Raw genomic sequence first — 16,277 nt, forward strand, 5'->3', positions numbered from 1 at the left:
TTACTGACCAGTGGTCTGGGCAAGTGGAAGAGGGGTTTCGTCGATCTGCACCGTTTCCCCGGGACGGGCGTGTTGCAGGCCTTCGATGACAATACGGTCGCCGGGCTTCAGGCCGCCGGTGACGATCCAGCGATTGTTCTGCACCGCACCCAGTTGCACTGGTTGCGCCGAAACGCGCATCTGCTCATCGACGGTCAGTACCTGGGCAATACCGGCGCTGTCGCGCTGAACGGCGCGTTGCGGCACGGTGATACCGTTCTGGATGGTGGCCTGCTCAAGGCGTACGCGGATGAAACTGCCCGGCAGCAGGTCGAGATCCGGGTTGGGAAATTCGCTGCGCAGGATGATCTGGCCAGTGCCCGGATCGACGGTGATGTCGCTGAACAACAACTTGCCCTGCAACGGATAGAGGCTGCCGTCATCCTGGATCAGCGTGGCCTTGACCTGATCCTGACCGACTTCCTGCAACTGCCCGGAACGGAACGCGCGGCGCAGCTCATTGAGCTCGCGGGTCGACTGGGTCAGGTCGGCATGGATCGGATTTAATTGCTGGATCAGCGCCAGCGGCGTGGTTTCGTTCTGCCCGACCAGCGCACCTTCGGTGACCAGCGCGCGGCCGATGCGGCCGGAAATCGGTGCGGTGACGGTGGCATAACCGAGATTCAGTTTCGCTCTTTCAAGCGCTGCCTTGCTGGCGGCGACATCGGCGGCAGTCTGCCGAGCGGCAGCGCGGGCGTTGTCGTAGTCCTGACCGCTGATGGCCTGGTCCTCGATCAACTGCGCATAGCGTTGTTCTTGCAGTTTCGCCTGGAAAGCGTTGGCCTCGGCTTTGCGCAGCGCAGCTTCAGCACTGTCCAGATCAGCCTTGAACGGCGCCGGGTCGATGCGGAACAGCACATCACCCTTTTTCACGTCGCTGCCTTCGCGGTAGGTGCGTTGCAACACGACCCCCGCCACTCGCGCACGTACTTCGGCAATCCGTGGCGCGGCGATGCGGCCACTCAGTTCGCTGCTGATCGACAGGGGTTGGGCTTTGATGGTCTCGATGCGCACCGTCGCCGGTGGCGCCTGCTCTTCGGCGTTCGATGACGAATCACAAGCGCTGAGCGTCAGCGCCAATGCGATCAGGCCGAGCCCGGCCAGCAGTTTTCCAGACATGTACACCCCCCAATATTGAAGGCCGCATCCTACGGCCAGACGGGGAGGTTAGCGGTGAAGCTTTGTAGTTGCTGTGTGAAATTGTGTAAGGGTTTTGCTCGGTGGTGCGTGAGGGCGTATATCCTGCAGGCCTTGAATTCTTTTGTGACGGTTAAACCGCTTTCGCGAGCAAGCTCGCTCCCACATGAGTTTTGTAAACAATGCAAAACCACTGTGGGAGCGAGCTTGCTCGCGAAAGCGGTCTGACATCTACTTCAGCAATATCTGGAACACCCCATGCCCAACATCCTCCTGGTCGAAGACGACACCGCCCTCGCCGAACTGATTTCGAGCTACCTGGAGCGCAACGGTTATTCCGTCAGCGTCATTGGTCGTGGCGACCATGTGCGCGAGCGCGCGCGTATCAGTCCGCCGGATCTGGTGATCCTCGATCTGATGCTGCCGGGCCTCGACGGCTTGCAGGTGTGCCGCTTGCTGCGCGCCGATTCAGCGACCCTGCCAATCCTTATGCTGACGGCCCGCGATGACAGTCATGATCAGGTACTGGGCCTGGAAATGGGCGCTGACGACTACGTCACCAAACCCTGCGAGCCGCGGGTGTTACTGGCGCGGGTGCGCACGCTGTTGCGGCGCAGCAGTCTCGGCGAACCACTGGCGGCAAATGACCGGATCGTCATGGGTAATCTGTGTATCGATCTGTCCGAACGCACCGTGACCTGGCGTGATCAAGCGGTCGAGCTGTCCAGCGGTGAATACAATTTGTTGGTGGTGCTGGCGCGGCACGCCGGTGAAGTGCTGAGTCGCGATCAGATTTTGCAGCGCCTGCGCGGTATCGAATTCAACGGCACCGATCGCTCGGTGGACGTGGCGATTTCCAAGCTCCGGCGCAAATTCGATGATCACGCCGGCGAGGCGCGCAAGATCAAGACCGTATGGGGCAAGGGCTATCTGTTCAGCCGGTCCGAGTGGGAATGCTGAGCTGATGTTTCGTATTCTGTTTCGTCTGTATCTGGTGACGATCGTCTCCTATAGCGCGGCGATCTATCTCGTGCCGGATCTGGTCGTGATGGTTTTTCGGGATCGCTTCGTCACCTACAATCTGGAGTTCTCCAGAGGTCTGCAGTCACTGATCACCAAGCAATTTCATGCCGCGCCGCAAGAGCAGTGGCCAGCGATTGCTACTTCGATGGACAAGGAATTCCAGCCGCTGCACATCGTCCTGACGCCGATCGACGACCCGGTGTTCACGCCCATCGAGCAGGAACGTCTGCATCGTGGTGAAAACGTCGTGCGCATCGGCGATTGGGGTTGGCGCACCCTGGCGGTCACACCACTGAATGGCGAAATGGCCGTGCGCATGGTCGTACCGCCGGATCCGGTCGACGTCGATCTGTTGTACTGGAGCATCAACGTGCTGATCGGCGCCATGTTGCTAGGCTGCTTGCTGCTTTGGCTGCGTCCGCACTGGCGCGACCTGGAACGCCTGAAAGGCACCGCCGAACGCTTCGGCAAAGGCCATTTGAGCGAGCGAACAAAAATTGCCCCGAGTTCGAACATTGGCAGCCTCGCCAACGTGTTCGACACCATGGCCGGCGATATCGAAAACCTGCTCAACCAGCAACGCGACCTGCTTAACGCTGTGTCCCACGAACTGCGCACGCCGCTGACACGTCTGGATTTCGGCCTGGCGCTGGCGTTGTCCGAAGACTTGCCGGCCGCCAGCCGCGAGCGTTTGCAGAGCCTGGTTGCGCACATCCGTGAACTGGATGAACTGGTACTGGAATTGCTCTCCTACAGCCGCTTACAGAATCCGGCGCAATCGCCTGAGCGCATCGAGGTGTCGCTCGACGAGTTCATCGACAGCATTCTCGGCAGTGTCGATGAGGAACTGGAATCGCCGGACATCGTGATTGACGTGCTCTTGCACGGTCAGCTCGAACGCTTCGCGCTGGACCCGCGCCTGACCGCTCGGGCCATCCAGAACCTGTTGCGCAATGCCATGCGCTATTGCGAAAAACGCATTCAGATTGGCGTACAGGTGATTGCCGGCGGATGTGAGATCTGGGTTGACGACGATGGCATTGGCATTCCCGACGACGAGCGCGAGCGGATCTTTGAACCGTTCTATCGGCTCGACCGCAGCCGTGATCGCGCCACCGGCGGATTCGGCCTCGGTCTGGCGATCAGCCGCCGAGCGCTCGAAGCACAGGGCGGCACGCTGACCGTCGAGAGTTCGCCGCTGGGTGGGGCGCGATTCAGGCTGTGGTTGCCGGCCGCGGCCTGAATTCCCTAACGAATATCAGATGATTGGATCAGGCCGACGCTGGCCTCCTGCATCCGCGTAATTGCAGACTCCAGCGAATCGTCCAGATCAATAGCCCGACAGGCATCCAGCACCACAAAGACATTGAAACCCGCCGCGCGCGCGTCCAGCGCCGAAAACATCACACAGAAATCCAAGGCCAGGCCAACCATATAAACGGTGTCGACGCCGCGCTCTTTCAAATAGCTGGCAAGCCCCGTGGTGGTGCTTCGGTCCGCTTCCAAAAAAGCGGAATAGCTATCGATGTCGGGGTTGCAGCCTTTGCGTATGATCAATTGCGCGTGCGGCAAATCCAGTTCCGCGTGGAATTCGGCGCCGGCGCTGGCTTGCACACAATGCTCGGGCCACAGCGTTTGTGCGCCGTACGGCAGTTGAATGACGTCGTAAGGCTGCCGGCCCGGATGGCTGGACGCAAACGAGATATGCCCGCTCGGGTGCCAGTCCTGAGCAATCACGACTTGCCTGAACTGGCGCGCGAGCCGGTTGATCAGCGGCACAATCCGGTCACCTTCAGGCACCGGCAATTGTCCGCCGGGAATAAAATCGTTCTGAACATCGATGACCAGCAATGCGGTGCGAGATGAAATTGGCACAGGGCGATCTTCCTTGGAATTAAACCTCGGCCAGTTTAGCAGGGCTTCCTTTAGCCGCTGGTCTGCAGTACGCATTGCTGGGTTTTACTGTCCCAGACCTGGCCTTTCGGACATTCGGGCTTTTTCACGGCGTCGCTTTCATCGACAGCAAAAACAGCGGGGCTGGACAGGGCGGTGACCAGCAGCGGGACGGCGAACAGCACTTGGCGAATGTTCATGGTCAATCTCCACTTTCATCGGCTTGGAGCGGAAGTTGTTGTTCTCATTTGCAGTGACTGTTCAGTTCTCAGGAAGATTCAAAATTGTGAGGCTGGGCCGACGGCGCAGCGGCAGAATTGCGCCGCTCCTGAATTCCGCGAATCACCAGATACAACAGCGGCCCCACTGAAACGAACACTGTGGTCAGCAGCAAATAAGGCACTACCGACCAGACGGAGCGTCCCCGAGACCGGGCGTCCTTGACCATCCATACACCGGCCAGTGTCGCCATCAGGTACAGATCGATGACTACCTGCGCGGTGTCCGGTCGTGACATCAGGCTGATGCCGAAGTTGATCAGTGACTGTTCAGCCTGGAGCATTACCGAAACTGTGTACCCACTGAACGCGAGCAAAGCGGTGAGAGGCAGCGCGATGGACATCATGCTTTCCTTCCTTGGTGTGATGAGCAGAATCGCCAGCCTACCGGCGCGACGCACAATTGACCATTGACTTGTCATCCGCCGGCAGGCTAATTTCCAGCCCATGACTTTTACCGTAATGCGCTGCCAGCCAAGCATTATTACCGCCATTCCTCATTTGGCGGGCTAGCTCACGACTGCAGCACCCAACCCGCCCTAGAGGCGGGTTTTTACTTTCTGTCTCCGGGGTTCTGAAAAATGTCAGGAGACGACCATGCCGTACAGCCCCGACCAGCAAGCACTGCTTGAGCACTACGTGAAAAAGATTCTGGCCGCGCCGGTGTACGACATTGCGGTGCGTACGCCATTGCAGTTTGCGCCAGCGTTGTCTGAAACAATGGGCAACCGGATCTTGCTCAAGCGCGAAGATCTGCAACCGACGTTCTCTTTCAAGATCCGTGGTGCTTACAACAAACTCGTGCAACTGAGGGATGAGCAGAGAGCGCGGGGAGTGATCACTGCATCGGCAGGTAATCACGCGCAAGGCGTAGCGCTGGCGGCACGGGAATTGGGCATCTCCGCGACGATTGTCATGCCCTCTACCACCCCTGAGCTCAAAGTACTCGGCGTGCGCAGTCGCGGTGCCGAAGCCCTGCTGCACGGAGAGAGTTTCCCGTTTGCTCTGGCCCACGCGTTGCATTTGGCCGAGCAGAGCGGATGCACGTTCGTTTCACCCTTCGATGATCCTGACGTGATCGCCGGCCAAGGTACCGTGGGCATGGAAATACTGCGCCAGCATCAAGGCGCGCTGGATGCGATCTTTATCCCGGTCGGCGGCGGAGGTTTGATCGCCGGTATCGCGGCCTACGTCAAATACCTGCGTCCGGACGTGCGGATCATTGGCGTCGAATCCGAACATTCGGCCTGTCTGCAAGCCGCTTTGCGCGCGGACGAGCGGGTGGTTCTGCCGAGCGTCGGCACCTTCGCCGACGGCGTAGCGGTGGCGCAGATTGGCGCGTATGGCTTTGAGGTTTGCCGTTTCTGCGTAGATGAAGTAATCACGGTCAGCAATGACGAGCTCTGCGCCGCGATCAAGAATATCTACGACGATACACGTTCGATCACTGAACCTTCAGGTGCGCTGGCCGTGGCGGGGATCAAGCAGTACGTGGCGCGCAGTGGGGTTCGCGATCAGACATTCGTCGCCATCGACTCCGGGGCCAACATCAACTTCGACAGCCTGCGCCATGTCGCCGAGCGCGCCGCTGCTTGCGGCGTGCCGGCGTAACAAGCGCTCGGGTTATTCCTGCAGGGCGGTGCCGACTTTGTCCGACGCCGACCAGATGCGATAACGCACTTCGACGTCCGACGGCGCGTACACCACAACCGGCAATTTGCTGTTGTAACGCAACATGAAGCCGTCGCCGACGACCGGAACGAAAGCACGTTTTTTCTGACTGCCGGGCGGGCAGGCCATCATCGTGCTCATCGGGCCGATGACGTTTTCCAAGCGATAGAACGGATAGTCCCAGCCTTGCAGGTTCTTTTCATCGAGCACACCGCCCAGACGTTGACGGTTGCAATCCACCTCCAGAGTCTTGCCAGCGAGAATTTCAACCTGGAAATTCTCTTCCTGCTCTTGTTTCGGCAGATGGATGACCTGACGGGTAAACCCGGCTTCGGCTTTGGGATACGGCGCCACGTCTTCGAGCTTGGCGGCGTGGGCGAGGGTGGAAAGGTTGGCGATCAACAGGCCGGTGATCGCGCAAATACTCAAGGAATTCATGGAAGCCTCCGTGCGGGTTGATTGCAATGGGAGACATTCTTGCCGTCATGGTCTTCGAAAGCAAATTCGGCCGGAGATTGCAGATTGCAGTGGACGGATGGTCGGTTCATGCATTTTGCAAATAGCACAATACTGGCCACTTTCCCAAGTGCTTGATTTTGAAGGGAGCGAAACGAGCCGATCAAAGGCACGTTTTATGCGTTCTTTCGGTGAGGCGCACCGGATTTGGGCGCCTACACTCCAATGGGCATTTCGCAGTACCACCACTTGCCGCACCACGGAAACAGCGGGGGCACACCCGTGAAGGCGCAGCGAAGGGTCAGCGTGAATACTTGATTGGCAATCGCACAGAAAGGAGAGGGTTCGCCATGTTTTTATCTGCCTTGGAATTACGCAATATCATTGAAAGCAGTTTCTTGCCGAAACGCTGCCAGTGCACGCTGTCGCCCGACTTGTCGATGTCCGTCAAAGTGTTTGGCGACCATCGAACCGACCAAGCCGATCTCTACGTCAGCGGCATCGACGCCAGCCGCTTGAACAGCTGCCGTGAAATCAACAACCTGGTCGCAGGCCTGCGATCCGATCTCGCGCAACAAACCAATACGCATCAAACCAGCGCTCGTTCTCGAGCGGTTTAACCCAGCGTTTCACCCAATTCTACCGTCACGCGCCGGGCCTGTACAAAACCAAGGCCCAGCGCGAACTCGACTAGCACCGCGAGCAAAATCCCGGGGCCGGCATGGCCATTGAGCCATTCGCCAAAACCCAACGCCGCCAAACCGAAACAGCCGACGATGAAACCATTGCTCAGTGCAGCGCGTGCAGCTGACGGCGGAGCATTGCGCAGCAAATAAAACATCACCCCCAACGCCGCAAACAGCACCGCGCTGCGCCTTGCGACTACGCCAGTGCCTTCCGAATAGCCAATACTCCAGATCGCCAGCAACACCTCCGGAAAAAATCCCCAGACCAGTGCCAGCAGAACACACAGGATTGAAGTGAAGCTCGACAACGTGCGGAACGACAACTGCATGGCCAATCCTTGCGGCAGTAGGGAAGGCCCCGAGCATAACCGCCGGAGCCACCCCACGCCTATGGCGAACCGGAAAATCAGAAGCGTCTGTCAGTTCTGCCGACTGCATGCGTCAGATAATTTCCTGTAACTGATTTGTGCGGGCTTGCCGGTGTTGTCGATGTATTTCATGTCGGCGGTGATGACTTTGCATTCCGAGGTCGGCGGCTCGGTTAGCGAAAGCACCTTCGCCACGTGTAGTGGCATGCCGTATTGGTAGGATGTTTGATTCGATGTGGCGGAGGTGTCGTTTGCTTGGGCCAGTGCGGCGTATGAGCAGCAGGCGAGGGTGGCGGTGAGCAGGAAGGGACGAATGTTCATGAGAGGACTCCAGCGTAACGGATAGGCGCCCGGCACGAAGCCGAACGAGCCTGCCGCAGCCGGTTTCAGCGCGATGCCTGAGCGGAACAGTACCGTAGAGTCTTTGATTCGAGGATTAAGGGGGTAATTGGACTAATTAGGCTGAATAGATCGGGGATCACGCGGTAAGCACATTTAACCAAAGATATTTGCATTGAAGCGATTGCCGATCAGCCATAACCAGGAGCGATGATCCTGATTATGGCTCTCAAGTAGTTCGCGTCCTAACTCATTATTGATTAAAGTGAATTACCGACTTAGTTTTTCGGGAAAAAAAGACAGCGGAGGATGTGTAGCAGCCCATTTCTTTGTTTGCTCGTGCGCTTCGGAAATTTGTGCGGGTGTCAACTTGGCTGCAATGAGAGGGAGTTTGTATTCAACGTTTTCTTGCATTCCACCCCCGCCGTTCAGAATACTTAAGGATGAAACTAGTGAATAGCCTTTAACGGGGTCATATGGAAATCCATATGTGTCGGGCTCATGAGCAAGATATGAGCCATATCCATACACTGATTCCGCATAACCTGCTATCGCTGCTTGCTCATTCCAGTGTCTAAAACCTTCAAGATCTCCGCTCTCGAAAAGAAGAGCCGCATACTCCATCATGGAACGCGGATTTCCTGCTTCAGCGGACAGTTTGAACCATTTTTTTACTTCTTCTGTTCGTTTCCAAGGTAAGAAAAAGCCATCACCTTGCTTATAAGATACCGCCAGCCAGTACTGGGCCTGATCGTCACCCGCAATAGCTGCTTTTTCAAGCCACTGATCGTCTAGGGTAATTTCATACATAATGTACATTGCTTCAGCGTTACCGTTTTTTGCTTTCTCTATAGCTTGTTTCTTGGCTTCGTTCAGCCACTCGATCGGATCTTTCTGAGGTGGTTTGCAGTCGCGAGTGATATCGCATAGATCTTTTTCACTCCGTCCTAGCTGAATCATGGCGTATATGTTGCCTTGATTAGCCGACGCCTCATACCAAGCCCTAGCTTCGGAGCTCATGTAGTGATTTTTTTTTCTAAGCACTTCCGCTAACAAATATTGAGCTTCACTATCTCCTGCCTCCGATGCGATCAATAAAAAAGGCTTGGCAGACTCGGTCTTCAATTGATTATAAAGGACAATGCCATGGTTTTTGGCCTGCTCTTGGCGTGGGGCGAGCTCTGCCAGAGAGGAGCTAGCAGAAGTGAGGAATATAACTACTGAGAATAGTGAGCGCAGCCACATATGCTTGTCTCTTTAATTCATTAATGGATGGTCGGAATAAATTTAGCCACACCTGCTGGTACGTATGTTCGTCCTTGATATTGGCTGCGCTGGCAAGATCCGTCACGTTTTGCACCTAACAATTTGACATGATCTTTATAGCGCGTTCGCATTTCCTCCCCTGAGGGAACAGTAAGGCGAAGGACTGCCTCAGTCATGAAATTATCAAGCGCCAAACGGTTTTCGCAATATTTCTCCTCAGCATTAGCTGGCTTCATTCCAAACTTATTCATGCACATGCAAATTTGCTCAAATTGATACTGAGCTTGTTCGATTGAATTTTGCTTGGTTGCACTTTTTACAATCCAGCCGAGAATGCGCTCAATGGCCTGCTGCTGAACTAGGTGCGCTTGATCACTGTCATATTTGCGCTCTTTTTTATCAGGTTTATCTGAGTTATTCGAATAATTTACAGAGAAATCATCAGGTGGGCTAATGAGTGTCATCAATAATGGTCCGAGCGCGCCTGGAATCGCATTGATGCACCATTCCTCAAGCTCTTCCACTGGATCGTAAAACATAATCGTATCAGCAATAGATCCGCCTTTACCTGTCGCAGTCAAGCTCTCATAAAGCGTCATCACCGCATCAGCGCCCATAAGATAAATCATCCGAATATCAAAACCGCCAATGGCCAGCGTATTTAATTTTGAAAGGTACGCATAGGTTTCGTCTTCAATGACAAAGTAAGGGTTCTGTTTGTTTTTATATAGTTCTCTACGGAACATGTTAAGCAGCTCGGTGACGGCATCGTAGCCGACTTCGAACTTGAAGGAGCCACCGACGCCTGGGCCGGCGATCAAGGCTGCCTTGAGCACCAGAATCAGACGGCCCTCGTGCAGGGAAATACTCGCCTCAGCCCTCGCTCCGAGACCGGCAGCGGCGTTGAGTTCCATAGTCAAACGCGCAAGGCTGAACCATTCGCTGGCTTTCATTCCGGCAGCTTTTCCGGAAACGGGCGCTTTGGTTAGCAAGGCTACTTCGCCGGGTGGTGCCCAATTTAGCGCTCCGGTGACCATTATCCCGGTTTGCAGACCGGCGAATAGATTAAATGCGGCTTTCGCGCCATCCTGTATCTGTAGCGTTTCAGGAGCTTTTTTAATCTGTCCACTTTTTTCAGTTCTCGCGTAGCTGCGCTTATCGGGGTTGCGCACAACCGGTTCCGGAGGCGCTAAATGGAACCCAGCGTTGCTGACATCCAATGCAATTTCCGAAGAAAGCAACAATGATGCTCCTGCATAGCCCCAAGCCTTCGCGCCTAAATAGAGCGAAAAACGTCCAAGATTCATCTTTTGCTGTATGTCTTCTGCATTTCGGTAGGTGATGACAATATCTTTCGCGCTGGCACGATCTGGCAAGTCGACTTTAAAAAGCTCGACCTCGCCTCTGGCAAGATCAACGGCAAAAGTAGCCTTGGCGGAGGCTTGGAATCCTTCGGCCAGAGTCCAGTCCGGCCCCTCTACTTTTGTCGAAGAATGGATAGTTTCCGTGGTGGAGGGCATTAGGCATCGAACCAACTGGGCTTGCGGTGTGATGTCGAAAATGCGGAATGTCTTGCGTACGTTGTCCTTGAACAACACTTGCTGCAATCGGTGCCCCCATTCTTTACGGGTACCAGCGTTTTCCAGCGCAGTGACCTTGTACTTTTTGTTTTCAAGGTAGGCGTTGAATTTTTCGATTTCGAACCACCCTTCGGCTGAGAACCAATCGCTTTCCTGATCCTTGATTCTTAACGCACCTTCGCTTTTCAGCCACTGTCCAAACAAACTCAGTTCAGTGTCCGTCGTTGCTTTTCCATCGCTATTGCCCGGACGCTTCATCAGATCTTTGACCTTGGCGCCAACTTTCTTCCAGTCATCCTTAACAGTTTGTTTGAGTCGTGGCAGCGAATACATGCTGAGATAGGTCAGCGGTTTTTTCAGGCTGTCCGCCATGCTCATCTCGGCCAGCGGGAAGCCGTTTTTAATCAAGCGCTCTTCAGGTCTTGCCTGAAATTGCTCTGGCTCCCACAATAGATGACGGCGAACAATTGCCGTTTCCACATTGCTCTCAGCCTGAAGTCGTAGTTTTTCTTTCGAAGCCTGCAAGCGGTCCCAGTCGGCACGTTCATTAGTGACCAGGTTGGTGGGCGCTTTGGCTTGTCGGCCACTTGCCTCGATCCAGCCTTTGTACTTGGCGCTGAGACGTTCATTGGTCTCTTTTTGCTCTTTCTCGAGCGCCATATATTGCTTGAACAGGTCGACTCCACTTTCGACTGCTCCGCCCTCAGAAATCAGCGCGAACTCCGGCAATGCGATTCCGTATTGTGCAACGTCGGTGATGGCCTCCAGATAAGCGCTGTAGGTCGCTTTCCTTTCCTTACGTTTGATTTCCTGGTCGCGTACATAGGTGCAGAGCATCAACTGATTGTTAGTGCCGCACATCGCGATCTCGTCGATTCGTTTTTTATCTTGAGCGAGCATCGGCGCGAGCTCTGCCGAGGTTAACTTGGTGAGATCCTTGTCCTCTAACAGCGCTTCTCGCGCTTTCAGATACTTTTGAACGGCTTCCCGGGCCGCGCTGGCTTTGGGCGCATAAAGGTTGCCGCTTTCGTACGCGTAGCCTTTTTCCTTAGCGGCGGCGATGGCCATGCGCTTGAGCTTTTGCCATTCGCTATGCATGCCACGTACGCGGGTTGCAGCATCCCGGGCGGACAGGAAATGGTTTCTTTTAAGCTGATCTTGCTCAAGGGCGGTAAGCTGAGTGGAAGAATCTTCTGGCGCCGTGGTTTTTAAGTTCTGCTGAGCCTCTAGAAGTGCTGCATCTAGATTGCTGATATTCGGATGTTGAGCTTCGATTTCTAGCATCCGTGCTTTCTCGTCACCCTCAAGAAAGTTTGCCAGTTTAGGCTCTAGGAAATACTCAAGGAGTCCCGACTCGTAGAGCCCTTTTTTCCGTTCTTCTGGAGATTTGCTTGAGCTGACCTTCTGTTCCAAGTCACTGGAAGCTTCTTTCAGGGCGGAGTTTGTCCGCTCTGGTAGTAACCAGAAGGATTCATTTTCCGTATCGTAAATTGCACTGCCATAAATGGTGGAGCAGGGCGTTTTCACTTTGTCGTGATCGCCTGGTGTGTCTTCCGGCGCTTCGGGCTGTTCACCAATATCCCGAGGCGGTTTTGTACAAGTTTCATCAGCAACTACCGGTTTTGCAGGTGCCGACTCGGTGTTAGGTGCTGCGCTGGTATTTTGTTCCATTTCGCTTCCATTCATTCTTAACGGACGGGTTCATCAAGCAACGCTGGTGGTGAGTTGCTGCAGCTGCTGTACTTTGATGAACGACTCTTCCCTGGATTGCAGGATGGCCATTGCCTGTGGCTGTGTTTCAAGCAGTGGGCCATTTGTGATTGACCCCAGCTTCAGCAAGTGACGGCCTTCGTAAATATTGTGGGCAACCAGCACATTGAGGTTTGCCACAAGGTTGGGCAGATGCTCATCGCTCGGCTCGCCGTAATCTGCGTGATGTTCATCTGCCCAATAAACCCAACCCAAATGCTCTTGAACGTTCGCCGCGGATGGCGGCAGGCTGAACACTGAAGTATCGCCCAGCCATTCGACTTCCGAGACGGCGCGCCAACTGAGCCATGGACCTTTATTGCGCCCAAAATGAACCGGCGCTGGGCTGTATACGTGCTGCCAAGGGCCGAACAGCTGATGGGAGTTGTCGCCAACGGTATAGGCCAGCGCGGCCCACAGGCTTGGCTTGTGGTAGCTCAGCAGGCTCTGTCCGCCAGAACCATCATTAGCGCGCAAGAGCCAGCGCGCATGGGCGAGCGCTTTGTCAGAATCAGCTGTAGTAATGGCAATGCCAGAAAAGTTTTCCTCGCACAGCTTTGCTGCCTCAGCCGCAAGGCGACTGCTCCACGGCGCGGTGATCCAGAGCGGACCGTCAGCGGCGATCTCAGCGAAGGCGGTTTTGAGGAACAGGCCCTGTGCATCTACCACCGGTTCGCCAACACGATAAAGGCGGCTCATCGCGTCAGGCTGTCGAACCGGGTCAATAATGAAACACACTGTTGATTCAGAGCTTTCTCTCGGTAAATCAACGAACCCATGGCGTGGAGCTTCGAGGAGTGCGCTGAGCGCTTTCACATGCATGTGCAATCCTTACGGCTGCAGGCGCCGTTGCTTTGCTTGCCGCACAACGGCGTTATTCCAGATTCATTCAGACGTTTGGGCAGCGGGACAGGGACTTTCCCCGCCTTATCCGCATCCACAACCTTCATCGGCCCCGGCAACAACGGCGCCGCCGGCGTGCCCACCCCGGGCGAGCCGCCAGTATTGACCTTCACCTCAGCGCCGCTGATGGTCACGCCACCCGCATCGACCTTGACGAAGCTGCCGCCAGCCTTCGCGGTCAGCTCCATGGCGCCTTCGACCACGACTCGCTGGCCGGCGTAGTAATGGATTTCGTTGCCAGCCTCAACAAACTGCCCCGTCCCCACCTTCACATGCTGCGTCACACCCACCGTCAGGTGATCATCCGCGCGCATTTCGCTGATGCGGTCCAGATGGGTGATCCGGTGTTCTTCGACCTTGAACTCGCTCAACACATTGGCTTCAACGGTGTCATGCCGTTCATTGCCGACGCGGATTTTCTGGTCGTGTTCGATGTTTTCGTCCCAGTCGCGCTGGGCGTGGATGTAGATCTGTTCGGCGCCTTTCTTGTCTTCGATGCGGAATTCGTTGTAGCCCTTGCCGCCCGGGGAACTGAGGGTTTTGAAGGTGCTGCGGGTTTTGTTGGCCGGCAGGTCGTAGGGGACGACGTTTTCCTTGTGGTATAGGCAGCCAGTGACGAGGGGCTGGTCGGGGTCGCCTTCGAGGAAGGTGACGAGGACTTCCATGCCGATGCGCGGGACGGCAATGCCGCCGTAAGCTGCGCCGGCCCAGCCGCTGGCGACGCGCATCCAGCAGGTGGTTTTATCGTCGGACTGGCCGTCGCGGTCCCAGTGGAATTGCAATTTGATGCGGCCGTATTGGTCGCAGTGGATTTCTTCGCCGGGCGGGCCGGTGACGACGGCGGTCTGGCTGCCGAGGACTTTCGGTTTCGGGTGTTCGAGGGCAGGGCGGTAGTGCGCGTCCCATGGGGTAGCGAGGAAGCTGTTGCGGTAGCCCTGGTGGAAATCGCTCTTGTTGTCGGTGACGTCGCTGGTGACGTTTTCCCCGAGCACTTGCGGTTGTTTGCCTTCGTGGAAGACTTCCAGCAGCAGCCACAGGTCGTTCCACTCGTCGCGCGGGTGTTCGACGAGCGTGAGGAAATGGCCGCTGGTGAGGGTGGGTTCATCACCTTTGCCTTCGGCGAGTTTGTAGTCGCTGCGATGGCGTTCCAGTGCGCGGGTCGAGAGGAACTTGCCGCGCTCGCGGGTGGTGAAGCGGCCGGGGTAATCGTAGTCCTCCAGGTCCGGGGCGAATTCGGATTTGACCGCGCCTTCGGGCAGCAGCTTGGGTTTTTCGAAATCGTAGTCGCGGCGGCTGACGCGAGTGGTGCGGGTTTCCAGGCGCAGGTTGAAGCGCTTGATCACCGGTTTCTCGGCAGCCATGCCGGAGTCCTGCTGGTAGCTCACCGGCTTCAGTTTGCGGAATACGGTCTGGTCGTCGCCGAACACCAGTTTGTGGCCGCTGGTGCTGTGCTGGAAGTGGAAGTGAATGCCTTCCTCTTCGCACAGACGCTGGATGAAATGCAGGTCGGACTCGTCGTATTGCACGCAATACTCGCGTTCCGGGTACTCGGCGCCGAGCTGGAAGCTGTAGGCGTCAGAGAGAATGCCGCGATCTTCCAGCACCTGGGCGATGATTTTCGGCACCGTCAGTTGCTGGAAGATCTGCTGATCATGGTTGTGCTGCAGGTAGGCCAGTTGCGGCACCAGGCTGATGCTGTAGCGGGTCAGGGTCTTGCCGGAGTCGCCCTGCTCGATGCGATAGACCTGGCCGTGAATCTTGCCTTCGCCGGTGGCGCCGAACGTCAGGCAGGCGCGCTTGTGCAGCAGCTCTTCGAGCTTCAGGTCGGGGCGGGCGCTGACCAGTTCGAGGTCGAAACGGAACGGTTCGTTGAGGGCTTCGCGACCGGTGAAGCTGAGGACTTGCAGGTCGGCGTTGGCGTCTTCGATCGAGAGGGTGATGTGGGTTGCATTGGCGTCCAGCATGCCTTGAATTCCGTCCGTTGAATAAGCAGGTGATGGATGTTGCAGGATTAGACGGCCTCATTCAAGGCGCAAATGGCGTAGATGTGGGGCCTTGATGTCATAGGGAAAACCCTTAGGAGGGCGATTTGGGTCAGTGAAATCGGGCCTTTCATAGACTTTGATGGTGTTTGAGAGATTGCCATCGCGGGCAAGCCCACTCCCACAGGTTTCTCGGGTGTAGACAAAATCGGCGTTCACTAAGGTCCTGTGGGAGCGAGCCTGGTCGCGAAGGGCTTCTACAACCAATGCCAGAACCGGCTCCAGAACCCGCGATTGAGGTCTTCCTTGCAGCCGGCGTATTGCTGGGCATACAGATCCGAACGGTTCTGCACCTTGCGCGCAGTCGGCAGTAACCAGGCCTTGCTCGCGTAGGTCTTGTTGCGAAAGCCGCCCCAGCCTTCGTGGTAGTTCAGGTATTGGTTATAGGCGTCGTATTTGTACACGCCGTTGATCGAGGTGGTCTTGTCCATGTACCAGCCGACGAAGTCGATGGCGTCGTCGAAGTCTTCGCGATCGGCCCAGTTGCGGCCGGTGCTTTTCTGATAGTCGGCCCAGACTTCATCCTTGGCTTGCGCATAGCCGGAAGCGGTGGAGACGCGGCCCCACGGAATTACCCAGAGCAGGTATTTGCGTGGTGTCTTGGCGTCGTAGCGGTAGCCGGATTCCTGATACATGATCGCGAAAGGCACCTGGATTGGCACGCCCCAGCGTTTCTGCGTGACTTGCGCAGCGTCGTACCAGTCGCTTTTCTCGCGGAAGATTGCGCAGATGTCTTCCGGCGAGCGGGGCGGCGAGGTGCCGCAACCGCTCAGCAGGGTGGCCAGGGTCAGGAGGGCGAGGATGTGCCTGAGATTCAAAAGCTTGTTTCCGTCGTGCGCAAAAAAGG

Annotated in this window: 15 protein-coding genes and 1 pseudogene; 4 read left to right on the forward strand and 12 right to left on the reverse strand. The window is 56.2% G+C overall.

The window, feature by feature from the left end; translation table 11 throughout:
- Window positions 1-1,158, reverse strand: a complete 1,158-nt coding sequence (locus ACMYUN_RS00105) for an efflux RND transporter periplasmic adaptor subunit (protein ID WP_415762352.1) — start codon at window positions 1,156-1,158, stop codon at window positions 1-3.
- A gap of 276 nt (window positions 1,159-1,434) precedes the next feature.
- Here ACMYUN_RS00105 and ACMYUN_RS00110 point away from each other — a divergent pair, with 276 nt between their 5' ends.
- A complete protein-coding gene (locus tag ACMYUN_RS00110) occupies window positions 1,435-2,136 on the forward strand; it encodes a response regulator transcription factor (protein WP_039762772.1) in 702 nt (233 codons plus the stop codon).
- Window positions 2,137-2,140: 4 nt separating this feature from the next.
- Window positions 2,141-3,442, forward strand: a complete 1,302-nt coding sequence (locus ACMYUN_RS00115) for an ATP-binding protein (RefSeq protein WP_039762773.1) — start codon at window positions 2,141-2,143, stop codon at window positions 3,440-3,442.
- A 5-nt stretch (window positions 3,443-3,447) separates the two neighbouring features.
- Here the strand turns inward: ACMYUN_RS00115 and pncA are convergent, their stop codons facing one another.
- The 3 genes from pncA to ACMYUN_RS00130 all read right to left on the reverse strand — a co-directional run bounded on the left by pncA (window position 3,448) and on the right by ACMYUN_RS00130 (window position 4,717).
- Entirely contained in the window at window positions 3,448-4,074 is a 627-nt protein-coding gene (gene pncA / locus ACMYUN_RS00120) for a bifunctional nicotinamidase/pyrazinamidase (protein WP_415762355.1), read from the reverse strand.
- A 50-nt stretch (window positions 4,075-4,124) separates the two neighbouring features.
- Window positions 4,125-4,292, reverse strand: coding sequence for a hypothetical protein (locus ACMYUN_RS00125; RefSeq protein WP_160292042.1), 168 nt, complete (start codon window positions 4,290-4,292; stop codon window positions 4,125-4,127).
- 68 nt (window positions 4,293-4,360) lie between these two features.
- The gene (locus ACMYUN_RS00130; protein WP_415764007.1) at window positions 4,361-4,717 is read right to left on the reverse strand and encodes a DUF2834 domain-containing protein; all 357 of its coding nucleotides are present in this window, start codon (window positions 4,715-4,717) and stop codon (window positions 4,361-4,363) included.
- 250 nt (window positions 4,718-4,967) lie between these two features.
- On the opposite strand from ACMYUN_RS00130, the pseudogene ilvA reads away from it, so the two are divergent.
- Window positions 4,968-5,957, forward strand: a pseudogene (ilvA, locus tag ACMYUN_RS00135) (threonine ammonia-lyase, biosynthetic); the annotation flags it as partial.
- A 36-nt stretch (window positions 5,958-5,993) separates the two neighbouring features.
- On the opposite strand, the gene eco reads toward ilvA, so the two are convergent.
- Window positions 5,994-6,479, reverse strand: a complete 486-nt coding sequence (eco, locus tag ACMYUN_RS00140; RefSeq protein ID WP_415762356.1) for a serine protease inhibitor ecotin — start codon at window positions 6,477-6,479, stop codon at window positions 5,994-5,996.
- A 368-nt stretch (window positions 6,480-6,847) separates the two neighbouring features.
- Here eco and ACMYUN_RS00145 point away from each other — a divergent pair, with 368 nt between their 5' ends.
- A complete protein-coding gene (locus tag ACMYUN_RS00145; RefSeq protein WP_243241059.1) occupies window positions 6,848-7,117 on the forward strand; it encodes a DUF1652 domain-containing protein in 270 nt (89 codons plus the stop codon).
- Here the strand turns inward: ACMYUN_RS00145 and ACMYUN_RS00150 are convergent.
- The 7 genes from ACMYUN_RS00150 to ACMYUN_RS00180 all read right to left on the reverse strand — a co-directional run bounded on the left by ACMYUN_RS00150 (window position 7,114) and on the right by ACMYUN_RS00180 (window position 16,248).
- On the reverse strand, window positions 7,114-7,512 hold the full coding sequence (locus ACMYUN_RS00150) for a hypothetical protein (RefSeq protein WP_415762357.1): 399 nt from the start codon (window positions 7,510-7,512) through the stop codon (window positions 7,114-7,116). The two genes, ACMYUN_RS00145 and ACMYUN_RS00150, sit on opposite strands and share 4 nt — an antisense overlap.
- A gap of 90 nt (window positions 7,513-7,602) precedes the next feature.
- Entirely contained in the window at window positions 7,603-7,872 is a 270-nt protein-coding gene (locus tag ACMYUN_RS00155) for a DUF2790 domain-containing protein (RefSeq protein ID WP_415762358.1), read from the reverse strand.
- Between the two features lie 288 nt (window positions 7,873-8,160).
- Window positions 8,161-9,135 carry a tetratricopeptide repeat protein gene (locus tag ACMYUN_RS00160; protein WP_039762780.1) on the reverse strand — a complete coding sequence of 325 codons (975 nt, stop codon included), beginning with the start codon at window positions 9,133-9,135 and terminating at the stop codon, window positions 8,161-8,163.
- Between the two features lie 20 nt (window positions 9,136-9,155).
- On the reverse strand, window positions 9,156-12,407 hold the full coding sequence (locus tag ACMYUN_RS00165) for a hypothetical protein (RefSeq protein WP_415762359.1): 3,252 nt from the start codon (window positions 12,405-12,407) through the stop codon (window positions 9,156-9,158).
- 33 nt (window positions 12,408-12,440) lie between these two features.
- On the reverse strand, window positions 12,441-13,307 hold the full coding sequence (locus ACMYUN_RS00170; protein ID WP_415762360.1) for a DUF4123 domain-containing protein: 867 nt from the start codon (window positions 13,305-13,307) through the stop codon (window positions 12,441-12,443).
- Complete coding sequence (locus ACMYUN_RS00175; RefSeq protein WP_415762361.1) at window positions 13,298-15,352, reverse strand: type VI secretion system tip protein VgrG; 2,055 nt, start codon at window positions 15,350-15,352, stop codon at window positions 13,298-13,300. The genes ACMYUN_RS00170 and ACMYUN_RS00175 overlap by 10 nt, the downstream gene beginning before the upstream one ends.
- A 275-nt stretch (window positions 15,353-15,627) precedes the next feature.
- A complete protein-coding gene (locus ACMYUN_RS00180; protein WP_415762362.1) occupies window positions 15,628-16,248 on the reverse strand; it encodes a hypothetical protein in 621 nt (206 codons plus the stop codon).
- Window positions 16,249-16,277 lie beyond the last annotated feature (29 nt).

The organism is Pseudomonas sp. CP4 (assembly GCF_047758505.1).
Classification (GTDB): domain Bacteria; phylum Pseudomonadota; class Gammaproteobacteria; order Pseudomonadales; family Pseudomonadaceae; genus Aquipseudomonas; species Aquipseudomonas fluorescens_AO.